This window comes from Paenochrobactrum glaciei, from assembly GCF_039522165.1.
GTDB lineage: Bacteria > Pseudomonadota > Alphaproteobacteria > Rhizobiales > Rhizobiaceae > Paenochrobactrum > Paenochrobactrum glaciei.
This window is the reverse complement of record NZ_BAAADE010000003.1, coordinates 69,587-81,581: the sequence shown is the minus strand read 5'-3', so window position 1 is coordinate 81,581 and position 11,995 is coordinate 69,587. Positions and strand designations below refer to the sequence as shown.

Sequence of the window (11,995 nt, the reverse complement as noted above, 5' to 3'; positions counted from 1 at the left end):
TAGACGTGTTGGCAGGTCTTTTAATTTAATGAATATCTTCTGAGCGTGCGCAATTTTCGCGCTCCATCTGCAATGTCGTATGATGAAGATGATATTGCTCTTGAAGTAGTTGTTCAATTTTACGGCGTAAATTTTCTCCATCCGTTGCAGGATTCATAACAACATGCGCGGTAAGTGAGTGCTGACTTTTGGTGAGTGACCAGACATGCAGGTCATGAATTTCAGCAACGCCCTGAATAGATAAAATTGATTGCTTCAATTCAGCTAAATTAATGTCGACCGGAACGCCTTCTAATAGGATATTGATGCATTCTTTTAAGAGAATCCAAGTGCGTGGAAACACCATGAAACCAATGCCAATTGCGATGATGGAATCTACCAATTGCCATCCGGTCAGATAGATAATGACGGCTCCGGCGATAACGCCGATAGAGCCAAGCATATCCGCCCAAACCTCCAGATATGCGCCTTTTACATTCAGGCTTTCATCTTTTTTACCCGCCAGCAATCGCATTGAAATCAAGTTCACGACTAAACCGATAAAAGCAACAACAAGCATACCGACCGACTGAACTTCAGCGGGTTCTGCTATACGGATATAGGCCTCATATAAGATATAAAATGCAACGATCAGCAGCAAAAGCGCATTGATGGCTGCGGCTAATATTTCAAAGCGCGAATAGCCATATGTTCTGAATAAATCTGCGGCGCGTCTGCCTAAATAGATAGCAATCAGCGCTAATGCGAGAGCAAATGTATCTGTTGCCATATGCATGGCATCGGACAGTAAAGCGAGGCTGCCTGTTACATAACTGCCGACAATTTCGGCAATCATAAAGCTGCCGGTTAAGAAAAGCGCCAGCCAAAGCCGTGACACTGGTGTGCTGCTTGCATCGACATGGTCGTGATTGCCGCTCATTGCTCAACCTTTGATTGGACTACAATTGCCTGCTTATTCAGAATTTTATAATAGCATTAATAGATCAATGTAGTGCTTTTTTATTATAGTGAATAGATATGCCATGTTTCATGCAGGTGTGAAATGCTTATCGATTATTGAATGGCTTAATTGATTTTCATCGAAATGCTGCTCATAATTACCTGATACAATTTGTAATTAATTAAAGGCAGGCCGCGGGATGGATAATTATTTTGATAGTCCTTTTAAGCTGGTGCCGATTTCAGAGCAGATAACCAACCCTAATATTATCGCTGGTGCTTATAGTTATTATGCCGGTTATTACAATGGCCATTCTTTTGATGACTGTGCGCATTTTCTTTCTTTTGAACGCCGTGATGTTGATAAATTATATATCGGAAAGTTTTGTTCAATCGGTTCCGGTGCCGTTTTTATCATGGGTGGTAATCAAGGCCACAATAGTGGTTGGGCGACTGCTTTTCCTTTCACGATGTTTGATGATTTTAAAGATGCTGAGAATGCCCCTAAAGCCTTTAAGCGCTTAGGGGACACGATCATTGGTAATGATGTGTGGATTGGTGAGGAAGCACTGATTATGCCCGGCATCGTTGTTGGTGATGGTGCAATTATTGGTGCTCGCGCTGTCGTTACCCGTGATGTGGAGCCTTATAGTGTGGTTGTGGGTAATCCGGCACGTCATGTGCATTATCGGTTTGCGGATGAACACATTGCGCAATTGATGGAAATGCAATGGTGGGATTGGTCAATAGAGGTTATTAAGCAGGAATTGCCTTTGATTTGTTCGAAGGATATTTCGGAACTTTATCACAAATGGTTGCAGCGTCAGGCTTGATAAAACAAAGGTTTAGAAGTAAGTGCGACTTATTTATCGCAGTCTATTCTCTATTTTTGTTAAAAATTGTTACTTAAATTTTACCGCCTTGACGAATGTGACAGAAATATGACAAGTGATCTCAAGTTTAATTGAGAAGTGAGATCGTCATGAAAAATGTGCGGGCGTTACTATTGTCAACCGTTTCGGTTGCAGGTGTTTTATTGGCATCTTCTGTACATGCCCAACAGGCGGATGAGGTTTTAAAGCTTAAAGAGATCGTGATTAATGATCTTGTGCGCGGCTCTGTTGCTAACGCTTATGATGCACGCGCCAAAGCGCCTAATGCTATGACGGTTATTGAAGGCGAACAGCTTAATCAGTTTAATGATTTAAGCGCTGGTGATGCTATTCGCCGTCTGCCTGGTGTGACTTTCCCGGGCGTCAATCGTTCACGCGAAATTAAGTTGCGCGGTATCGGTCGTGAATATACGCAGGTTTTGATTGACGGCCGCCCACTTATCGATGGCGACTCCAGCCGTAATTTCGAAGTTGATCGTCTGCCGTCGGCAATGATTGAGCGCATTGAAATTGTTCGCAGCCCGCTTGCCAGCATGGCATCATTGGGTGCTGCCGGTACGGTCAATATTATCACCAAACGTCAGTTTGAGCGTAATGGCGGTGGTATATCGCTTGGTGGCGGTTATCTGACCAAGAATGGCCCGACAGGCGATATCAATGGCTGGGCGTCTGGTTCAGAAGGTGGTTTCCGTTATTTTCTGGGTGCCGATTATCAGCGTCGCCGTGTGAACGAGAGTTCATCCGAGATGTCGTTTAAAAGCGGCACGAAACCAGATGGCGGTTCTGATGAGGATCAGGAGCGCAGCTTTGATGATTATCTGGTGACCGGTCGTTTCGAGTTTGATGTTTCGGAAAAAGATACAGTAACTTTTGCACCGACCTATTCGCGTTCATATGAAAAGCGTGACCAGACAAAGTTTAAGTTCGACAAAGATCAGATAGCTCTTAAAGAACAGGGTGACGAGTTGCGTAAACGCACGCGTGAAACCTATGCCGGCTATCTGGAATGGGCACATGAGTTTAATGACGAAACGCGTTCCCGCTTATTTATCGATCTGCAAAAAGGCAGTGAAGACACCACCCGCGATAGCGTAACTTATACGTTTAAAAAGAATGTTCTCAATGATGTTATTGAATCAGAACGCGAAAACGATATTTCCCTGCAGCGTGTAGCGCCTGGTTTTGTTTTGAATAGTCGTTTTGGTGAGCATAATGTTGAAGCTGGTTTCGGCGCTTCTTTCAGCAAGCGCGATGAAGAAGAAAATGATTTCACAGGCGGTATTATAGAGCCTAATCTTGGTCGTATTTATAGCGCGAATGAAGACATTATTTATGGTTATGTCAGTGACCAGTTTTCACTCTTTGGCAATGATCAGCTGACTGCTGGTTTGCGCGTCGAGCATAGCCGTACGAAAACCACAGATTCTTCCAGTGATGATTACAGTGTGAATAGCACGCAGGTTAATCCGTCTTTGCAGTATAAATATAACATCAATGATGGTTTGGATTGGCGCTTGGGTGTTGCCCGCACATTGCGCCGTCCGGATTTGCGTGAGTTGACACCTTCGCTCAGCACTAAGGAAGGCACTTTAGGTAAACCTGATAAACGTGGTAACCCGTTCCTGAAACCTGAAAAAATCTGGGGCGTTGATACTGGTCTTGATTGGTATATCCTTGATCAGCAGGGCATTTTGTCGGCCAATGTTTATGCCCGTCATTTTGACGATAAGATGGAAGATTCTTTGAGCCGTGATGCATCTAATAATGATCGTTGGGTAAAGACACCTGAAAATGTCGGCAGCGGCCATCTTTATGGTGTGGAACTGGAAACACGCGTGCCGCTTGAGTTCCTCGGTTTGGAAAACTTGAGCGTCTTTGCCAATGCGACTGCCATGAAAAGCCGTTTGACGGATGACCGCACAGGCCAGAAACGTCGCTTCAGCGAAACACCGGATTTTGTTTCCAATATCGGGATGGACTATTATGTGCCGGATTGGAAAACCACATTTGGTGTCAACCTGAACACAACCTATGCTTATACGCAAAATATTTTGGAGTCGAACAAAGACGGAGATATTACAAATGTCCGCACACATTTCTCGGCGCTTAACCGCTTGGATCTGAGCGCGCGTACAGATATCACCGAAAGCTTCTCGGTTTCGTTCAGTGCGTTGAATATTTTGCGCACAAAAGACAAACGTGAACGTACGACATTTGATGTGAATGGCGCAATTGTCGATAAGACTTTCACTAAAGAACCATCTTACAGCTCCTATTATGTACGGGCGAGCTATAAATGGTAAGAGTTTTATCGCTCATCATTTTCATATTAACCGCGCTTAACAGCGCGGTTTTTGTGTCCGCAAGGGCCGACGAAAAAGCGGCGGCTGCAAGCGATAATCTGGCAGTTGTTTTGAAGTTTGATGATAAAATCAAGACTGTTCAGCATCTTGATGGTGTAAGCGATGTGCCTTTTGCGGCTAAACATATTGTGGCACTGCATAACAGTTTTTCTGAGGCGCTGATTGCGCTAGGCATCACGCCTGTTGGGGCGGTGGAGCGCCCGCAAGGGGCAGCGGAACAGCTTAAAAAAGCCTTAGCTGATACATCTTCTGTCGGCGATCAAAGCAGCCCTGATTATGAAAAAATTCTAAGCTTACAACCGGATTTGATTTTATCGGTTGGCGATGTTCATAGCCAGAATAATGATCTTTTGCAGGCGATTGCGCCGGTCATTAGTCTGCGTGAGCCGGATGAGGATTGGCGGCCATGGTTGCTTGGGCTTGGAGCTGTATTGGAGCGTCAGGAGCAGGCACAAAAACTGGTAGATGATTATAATCAGCGGGCTGAAAGCCTGCGTGAAAAGATTCATGCTGATTATAAAGATGAAACCGTGTTGCTGATGCGGGTGCGCCAAAAAGATATTCGTGTTTATGGCACGGGACGTCGTTCCGGCCCTGTGCTTTATCGGGATTTGCAATTGACGCCGCATGCGCTTGTGCCGGTGGGTAAAAATTACGAAGCGATTTCCAATGAGCTGATTGGCAAAATGGATGCGGATCGTATTTTCCTGATGGTGGAAGATGCTGCCCGGCTTGGCAATATTGAGAAAACCGCGCTTTGGCAGAGCTTGCCAGCGGTGAAAGCCGGCCATGTTTACAAGGTTAATATCGAACCGTGGAACCAATCCAGCGGGCCGATCAGTGCCGGTATTATCATGGATGATGTGGCGCGTGCTTTTGGTCTTGCGGACTAATGCCGAAACGGATCTGCATTTTATTGGCCGGACTGGTTTTGCTGATAGCGGGTCTATTGCTGTCAGCACGGTTCGGTGCGGCAGATATTCGATTTTCCACTATTCTGAAATCGTTGTTTGCTTTTGATGCAGGTAATCATGATCATCTGATTTTGCGCGAGTTTCGCATTCCGCGTGTGTTGGCGTCTGCACTGGTGGGCGCGGCTCTCGGCACGGCCGGTGCCTTGATGCAGGGCATGACCCGTAATCCGCTGGCAAGCCCCTCTTTGATGGGGCTCAATGCCGGTGCAGGGCTGATGCTGGCTTTGGGCTTGGCACTTTATCCGGCAATTGATTTTACTTTGTTGATAGGCTTGTCCTTCTTAGGCGCAGCGCTGGGTGTCGGTATTGTTTTTATGGTGGGCTCTGCGCAACGTGGTGGATTGACACCCGTGCGTCTGGCTTTGGCAGGGGCTGCGGTTTCTGCCTTTTTCGGCGCTTTGACCAGTTTCACCATTGTATATTTTAAAATCGGGCAAGATGTTTTGTTCTATACCGCCGGTGGTGTGCAGGGCGTGCAGGAAAGCCAGTTGTTCTTTGTCACTCCATGGATTATCGGCGGACTGGTTGCTGCTCTTTTATTATCGCGTAGCGTAACATTGCTGAGCCTTGGGCAGGATGTGGCCTCCGGTTTGGGGCTTAATATTCTGCATGCGCGGATTTTCATCAGTCTTGTTATTCTGGTGCTGGCCGGATGTAGTGTGGCGATTGCCGGTGGCATCGGGTTTGTCGGGCTGGTTATTCCGCATCTTAGCCGTTTTATGCTGGGGCTTGATTATCGCTGGATTATTCCAGGCTCAATGATCTCTGGTGCTTGTTTACTTGTTTTTGCCGATCTCGGGGCGCGGATGATCAATCCGCCTTATGAAACGCCACTTGGGTTGATTACAGCTTTGATTGGCGTGCCGTTTTTTCTGGCGCTGGCATGGCGGGATGAGCGCGGTATCTGATGCAAAAAAACATGCGCGCAGATTTTGTTTTCATTGGCTTGGCGGCAATTTTGCTGCTCGCGATGCTTTTCAGCCTGCATCTGGGCTCTTATCCGTTGCGCCTTACTGATCTTTATCAAATGATGAGCGGCGAGGGGACACCCCAGCAAGAACTGGTGTTGTTTTCTATCCGTATGCCGCGCTTATTGCTGGCGATGATCACAGGCTGCGGGCTTGCTTTATCAGGTGCGGTTTTGCAGGCTGTTTTTCGCAATGATCTGGCTGATCCGGGTTTGCTGGGTTTAAGTGCCGGTGCAGGGCTGGTGATTATTGTTTTGTTCTATTTGCAGCAGCAAGGTGTGTTTGTGTCAGCGCATTGGCGCCCCTTTGCAGCCTTTTGCGGGGTGGCACTTTCTGCGTCATTAATTTATACATTGGCGCGTAAAAAAGGTGAGGCGGCACCGGCACGTATATTGCTGACCGGTATTGCGGTTAATGCAGGTTTGGGCGCCTTAACGCTTGTGCTGGCAATGCGACTTGACCGCAGCCTTTATGATCAGGCGGTGGTGTGGCTTGCAGGTAGCTTGTCGGGTAAAAATTACAAGGACATTATGCTGCTCTTGCCGTGGTTTATTGCTTTGTTACCTGTGCTGGCATGGCGGGTCAAAATACTCGATATTTTGTCGCTTGGTGATGAAACTGCAACCGGTCTGGGCATCCATGTTAATCGTCAGCGTTTATTGATGATTGTGGTTGCAGTCGCATTGACGGGGGCAAGTGTTGCGGTAACGGGCGGCATTGGTTTTGTCGGCCTTTTAGCGCCGCATATGTGCCGCAGACTGGTTGGTGCGCGCCATGCTTTATTGCTGCCTGCCTGTGCATTATGCGGTGCCATTTTAGTGCTTGTGGCGGACACATTGGGGCGCAGCCTCTTGGCTCCGGTAGAAATTCCGGCAGGTATTTTCTGCGCGATGATCGGTGCGCCGTATTTTCTTTATTTGCTGATGCGAATGGCGCGTTAGGGAGAGCATAATGTTATTGGAAACCAAAAATTTAAGCTTTTCTTATGATGCGGCCGAGATCATCACTGGGCTGGATTTGCAGATCAGGCAGGGAAAAATAACGGCACTTGTTGGCGCTAACGGTTCCGGCAAAAGCACGATTTTGAAGAACCTTGCCCGTATTTTGAAACCAACCGGCGGCACTGTGATGCTGGAAGGTCAGGAAATGCACAATTTCAATTCCAAAGCGATTGCACGTAAAATGGCAGTTTTGGCGCAGGCTCCCGAAGCGCCGTCCGGTTTGAAAGTATATGATCTGGTCGCTTATGGCCGTTTTCCCTGGCAAAAAGGTTTTGGCACATTAAGCGCAATTGATAAGCAAAAAATAACGGATGCGTTGCGGCTTACTAATCTCACCGAATTTGCGGAAAGGGCGGTTGGCTCTTTATCGGGAGGTCAACGTCAGCGCGTTTGGATCGCGGTGGCACTGGCGCAAGACAGTGACATTATTCTGCTGGATGAGCCGACCACATTTTTGGATATGGCACATCAGCTGGAAGTGATGCAGCTGCTGGAAAAGCTTAATCAGCAGCAACGAAAAACCATTGTGATGGTGCTGCATGATCTTAATCAGGCAGCCCGTTTTGCGCATCATATTATTGCGATTAAACAGGGCAAAATCGTCAGCCAAGGCTCGGCACATGATATTATGTGTGCTGATGTATTGCGCGATGTTTTTGGTGTTGAAGCGGATTTTTTTGAAGATCCCCGCACCGGAAAACCGGTCTGCATTCCTTTTGGCACATGTTTGAAATAGGATTTAATCTTTCTGTTCTGGTGCCATCAGCTTTTCAATATCATCATAGATTTCCTGCCACTGGCTTTCAGTAAAGGCAAAGAGATTGAAGCTGCGCAGCAAAAAAGCCCCTTCCGCTGCAATAAACGCCAAACGCGCCATGCGGTCGGCAGGATCATTCATATCAAGGCCATCGATTTGGTGGCTGTACCATTTGCGACTTTCTTCCAATTGCTCGCTATTGGGCACGAGGCTTGCCATCATGGCAGAAAAGCGGGAATCGTCCGTCTGTTCACCCTCGCGGGTTACTTTGATATGCGCAGCAATATGGGCACGCGGATCAGTGGAGCCTTGCTTATAGGCATTGACCTTCACATCAAAAATATCGCCCCAGCGATTAATAATAGCACGCATGAGGCCGTATTTATTACCGAAACAATATTGCACACCACCCTTGGTAATGCCCGCTTCACGCGCGACATTGTCCATGGTGAGGGCTTCAATGCCACCTTCTACCAGCAAGTGTTCAGCGGCATCCAGCACCTTGTTGCGGTCAACCACACGCGGGCGGCCGATTTTTTTGAATTTTTTAGTTTCCATACAAGAGGATTTAAATTAAGCGCTGCATGATACAAGTAGTTTTTTTATGAATGGTGTTGAAAAATGACGAATAATCGCTGGATCGTACTGGCTGTTGTTTCCTGTGCCTTACTGCTGATTGTTATTGATATGACAGTGCTTTACACAGCATTGCCGCGTCTGACACATGACCTGCATGCCAGTGCATCGCAAAAATTATGGATCATCAATGCTTATCCGTTGGTGGTGGCTGGTCTGTTACCGGGGACCGGCACTTTGGGTGATCGTATCGGGCACCGGACCATGTTTTTGTGCGGCCTTATTGTTTTCGGGTTCGCTTCAACGGCTGCTGCTTTTGCGCCAAGTGCTAATTTCTTGATTGGTGCACGTATCGGTTTGGCGGTTGGTGCGGCCATGATGATGCCTGCCACTTTGTCGATCATCCGCATTACGTTTCAGGATGAGAAAGAGCGTGCGCTGGCGCTTGGTATCTGGAGCTCGATTGCAGCTGGTGGCGCTGCCGTGGGGCCGGTGGTTGGTGGCGTTCTGCTTGAATATTTCTGGTGGGGCTCAGTCTTCCTCATTAATGTGCCTGTTGTGATTGCAGCTTTTATTGTTGGCATGATCGTTTTGGAAAAGCGCGGCGGCAACAAAGCGCGCGCATGGGACTTTACCGGCTCGGTGCAAATCATGCTGGCGCTGATCGCTCTGACTTTTGCTTTGAAGGAGCTCGGTAAGCCTGACCGCGATCTGTTGCATTTTGCTGGCGCCTTGGTGATCGGTTTGATTGCGGCTGTGATCTTTGTCAAACGTCAGAACAAACGTAGCGAACCGCTTCTTGATTTCCAGCTTTTCAAAAACAGCAAGTTTTCGTCTGGTGTTTTAACCGCTTCCGTTGCCTCGGCTTCGCTGATCGGGGTGGAACTGGTTTTCACACAGCGCTTGCAGCTGGTTGCCGGTTATTCGCCATTGCAGGCCGGATTGCTGATCTTGCCTATTCCGTTAGCCGCTTTTGTGGCCGCACCGTTGATGGGCTTCTTTATGAACCGTGTCGGCACCGCCAGAGCGCTTTATCTGTCGCTTGGTCTGTCGGGCGTGGGGATTGTTTTATATCTCCTCAGCTACAAAATGGAGACCATGATCTGGTTGTTGCCGCTGATGGTCGTGGGCTTTGGTGTCGGTGCTGCCATGACGGGTGCATCAACAGCGATTATGGGCAATGCGTCCGCTGATAAAGCCGGTATGGCAGCTTCGATTGAAGAAGTGTCCTATGAGCTTGGCGGTTCTATTGGTGTGACGGTGATGGGCAGTCTGATGACTGCCATCTATAGCCTCAATCTGGTGTTGCCGGAATTTGCGGCACAAAATCCGGCTCACGCCAAAGCTGCCACCGATAGTCTCGACGGGGCAAAGCTGGTAGCTGAAACATTGCCTGCCGATCAGGTCAGCGCATTGCTGGATAATGCCTATCTGGCCTTTGACCAGTCATTTATTGTGGTGATTGCTGTGGCCGCAGTGGGTGTTTTCATGACTGCGTTTGGGGTTTATCGCCTGAACAAAGCGCAATAGACTTTGTTATTTATTAAAAAAGGCTCCGGTGAAAACATCGGAGCCTTTTGATTTTTTTACGCTTTGTTGCTGGCAAACATCGGACCGCCGCGCCAACGCGGGAAGCCGTAACCGTGGATTTTGACCAGATCAATGTCCACGGCACTGAGTGCAATGCCTTCATCAAGAATAGCCTGACCTTCGGCTGCCATTTCGCCAACCAGTGTTTGGGCAATTGCTTCGAGTGACAATGGCTGTTCAGCACTGATTTCATTCTGGAGCAAAGTATCAACTTGTGCTGAGGGGCGACCTTTGCGCTCGCCTTCCACATAATCATACCAGCCGCCTTGGGTTTTTTGGCCTTTACGTCCGGCACGCACCAGAATATCGCCTAAGGTTTCCGGCACATCTGCGCCTGTTGCACGCGCACCTTCACGCTGCAAAAATGCAATGTCGAGGCCGCCCATATCTTGCGCTTCAAAAGGCCCCATCGCCAGACCATAGCCACGCATCGCTGCATCAATATCAGCAATCTGATTGCCTTTACGCAGCAAATCTTCTGCGGCTGCACGATAGCGTTTCAAAATACGATTGCCGATAAAACCTTCGCAAATACCGGCGCGTACCGGCATTTTTTTAAGCTTGGCGGCCAAAGCAAAAGCGGTTGCCAACACTGGTTCTGATGTCTCCGGTGTCGGCACAATTTCCATCAGCTTCATCACATGGGCTGGGCTGAAGAAGTGCAGACCGATAAAACGTTCGGGATGTGGCAGACCTTGTGCAATATCACGTGGATCAAGATAAGATGTATTGGTGGCAAGAATTGCATCCGCACGGCACGCTTGACCGAGTTTGGCAAATACATCGCGCTTGACATTGATCTCTTCAAAGACGGCTTCAATGACAAGGTCGACATCTGCCAGATTAGCATAGTCGCTGGTGCCTTTGATGCTATTCAAGCGCTCTTCGGCCTGCGCCTCACTCAAAATACCGCGTTTGACGCTGGCATCGATGATTTTTTGCACATTGGTCAGGCCGCGGGCAACAGCTTCCGCATCCTGCTCGACCAGCACAACCGGATAACCGGCATTGCTGAGTGCCATAACGATGCCTGCACCCATGGTGCCGCCACCGATAACAGCGGTTTTTTTAATGTCGATCGGCGTGATGTCTTTGACAAAGTCAGGCTTGGTCGCATTACGCTCAGCAAAGAAAATACGGCGCAAAGCTGCCGCTTCTTTGGAATCGCGACGTTCCAGAAATGTTTTGCGCTCATAGGCCATTGCTTCATCAAATGGCAAAAGCGTGCTTTGACGAATGGATTCAAAGGCCAGCAAAGGCGCGCTTGCACCCTTGGCTGCTTTGCTCACAGCAGCTTTTTGCTGTTCCCAAAACGCGTCATCGGCTTGTGGCGTGTTACGTTGTGATAAAATCTTTGGAAGCTCTTGTTTGATGGCGCGGCGCACAAAATCGACGGCACCTTCTTGCAAGTCACTATCAATGACCGCATCAATCAGGCCATCTTTTTGAGCCTGTTCTGCACGCACCGGCTTGCCGGATGTGATCATGCTGATTGCTTTTTCAAGGCCGATGAGGCGCGGCGTACGCACGGTGCCTGAAGCACCCGGAATAACACCCAAGGTGACTTCCGGCAGACCGAGAGAAGCATTTGCAACCGCGATGCGGAAACGGCAGCCAAGGGCTACTTCCAGACCGCCACCCAAAGCCGAACCGTGAATGGCTGCAACCCAAGGCTTTTGTGCATTTTCAATTTTTGCCACGACATCAGGCAAATGCGGTGGCTGTGGGGGCAAACCAAATTCGCGCACATCTGCGCCCGCGATAAAAGTACGGCCAGCGCAGATAAGCACAACGGCCTCTACCTGAGGGTCTTGATCCAGCGTTTCTACCGCATCCCAAAGACCTTGGCGCAAGGCTTGGCCGAGAGCGTTCACCGGCGGATTATCAACCGTCACAATGGCAATATTTTCGTCGCGGGTAATGGTCACAGACAT

10 protein-coding genes are annotated in these 11,995 nt (G+C 48.5%); 7 read left to right on the top strand and 3 right to left on the bottom strand.

Translation table 11 applies throughout. The annotated features are described in order from the left end of the window. Window positions 1–25: 25 nt before the first annotated feature. Entirely contained in the window at window positions 26–919 is an 894-nt protein-coding gene (locus tag ABDZ76_RS09945; protein ID WP_343804944.1) for a cation diffusion facilitator family transporter, read from the bottom strand. Between the two features lie 220 nt (window positions 920–1,139). Between ABDZ76_RS09945 and ABDZ76_RS09940 the strand changes: the two genes are divergently transcribed. The 6 genes from ABDZ76_RS09940 to ABDZ76_RS09915 all read left to right on the top strand — a co-directional run bounded on the left by ABDZ76_RS09940 (window position 1,140) and on the right by ABDZ76_RS09915 (window position 7,874). Continuing rightward, window positions 1,140–1,772: a CatB-related O-acetyltransferase gene (locus ABDZ76_RS09940; protein WP_343804941.1), complete on the top strand. Its 633-nt coding sequence runs from the start codon at window positions 1,140–1,142 to the stop codon at window positions 1,770–1,772. A 149-nt stretch (window positions 1,773–1,921) separates the two neighbouring features. Further along, window positions 1,922–4,135, top strand: coding sequence for a TonB-dependent receptor plug domain-containing protein (locus tag ABDZ76_RS09935; protein WP_343804939.1), 2,214 nt, complete (start codon window positions 1,922–1,924; stop codon window positions 4,133–4,135). A 53-nt stretch (window positions 4,136–4,188) separates the two neighbouring features. Then, the gene (locus ABDZ76_RS09930; protein ID WP_343804936.1) at window positions 4,189–5,088 is read left to right on the top strand and encodes an ABC transporter substrate-binding protein; all 900 of its coding nucleotides are present in this window, start codon (window positions 4,189–4,191) and stop codon (window positions 5,086–5,088) included. Further along, entirely contained in the window at window positions 5,088–6,077 is a 990-nt protein-coding gene (locus ABDZ76_RS09925; RefSeq protein ID WP_343804934.1) for a FecCD family ABC transporter permease, read from the top strand. Before ABDZ76_RS09930 ends, ABDZ76_RS09925 begins: the two co-directional genes overlap by 1 nt. A gap of 11 nt (window positions 6,078–6,088) precedes the next feature. Continuing rightward, complete coding sequence (locus ABDZ76_RS09920) at window positions 6,089–7,078, top strand: FecCD family ABC transporter permease (RefSeq protein ID WP_343804932.1); 990 nt, start codon at window positions 6,089–6,091, stop codon at window positions 7,076–7,078. A 10-nt stretch (window positions 7,079–7,088) separates the two neighbouring features. Further along, on the top strand, window positions 7,089–7,874 hold the full coding sequence (locus tag ABDZ76_RS09915; protein ID WP_343804930.1) for an ABC transporter ATP-binding protein: 786 nt from the start codon (window positions 7,089–7,091) through the stop codon (window positions 7,872–7,874). 3 nt (window positions 7,875–7,877) lie between these two features. Here ABDZ76_RS09915 and ABDZ76_RS09910 read toward each other — a convergent pair whose 3' ends face one another. Further along, the gene (locus ABDZ76_RS09910) at window positions 7,878–8,453 is read right to left on the bottom strand and encodes a TetR/AcrR family transcriptional regulator (protein WP_343804928.1); all 576 of its coding nucleotides are present in this window, start codon (window positions 8,451–8,453) and stop codon (window positions 7,878–7,880) included. A 63-nt stretch (window positions 8,454–8,516) separates the two neighbouring features. On the opposite strand from ABDZ76_RS09910, the gene ABDZ76_RS09905 reads away from it, so the two are divergent. Continuing rightward, window positions 8,517–10,001, top strand: coding sequence for a DHA2 family efflux MFS transporter permease subunit (locus tag ABDZ76_RS09905; protein ID WP_343804926.1), 1,485 nt, complete (start codon window positions 8,517–8,519; stop codon window positions 9,999–10,001). 56 nt (window positions 10,002–10,057) lie between these two features. Here the strand turns inward: ABDZ76_RS09905 and ABDZ76_RS09900 are convergent, their stop codons facing one another. Further along, window positions 10,058–11,995 carry a 3-hydroxyacyl-CoA dehydrogenase NAD-binding domain-containing protein gene (locus ABDZ76_RS09900; protein ID WP_343804924.1) on the bottom strand — a complete coding sequence of 646 codons (1,938 nt, stop codon included), beginning with the start codon at window positions 11,993–11,995 and terminating at the stop codon, window positions 10,058–10,060.

Coding starts and splice junctions, on each gene's coding strand:
- ABDZ76_RS09945 (WP_343804944.1), bottom strand. CDS start 919: ATGAGCGGCAATCACGACCATGTCGATGCAAGCAGCACACCAGTGTCA.
- ABDZ76_RS09940 (WP_343804941.1), top strand. CDS start 1,140: ATGGATAATTATTTTGATAGTCCTTTTAAGCTGGTGCCGATTTCAGAG.
- ABDZ76_RS09935 (WP_343804939.1), top strand. CDS start 1,922: ATGAAAAATGTGCGGGCGTTACTATTGTCAACCGTTTCGGTTGCAGGT.
- ABDZ76_RS09925 (WP_343804934.1), top strand. CDS start 5,088: ATGCCGAAACGGATCTGCATTTTATTGGCCGGACTGGTTTTGCTGATA.
- ABDZ76_RS09920 (WP_343804932.1), top strand. CDS start 6,089: ATGCGCGCAGATTTTGTTTTCATTGGCTTGGCGGCAATTTTGCTGCTC.
- ABDZ76_RS09915 (WP_343804930.1), top strand. CDS start 7,089: ATGTTATTGGAAACCAAAAATTTAAGCTTTTCTTATGATGCGGCCGAG.
- ABDZ76_RS09910 (WP_343804928.1), bottom strand. CDS start 8,453: ATGGAAACTAAAAAATTCAAAAAAATCGGCCGCCCGCGTGTGGTTGAC.
- ABDZ76_RS09905 (WP_343804926.1), top strand. CDS start 8,517: ATGACGAATAATCGCTGGATCGTACTGGCTGTTGTTTCCTGTGCCTTA.
- ABDZ76_RS09900 (WP_343804924.1), bottom strand. CDS start 11,995: ATGTCTGTGACCATTACCCGCGACGAAAATATTGCCATTGTGACGGTT.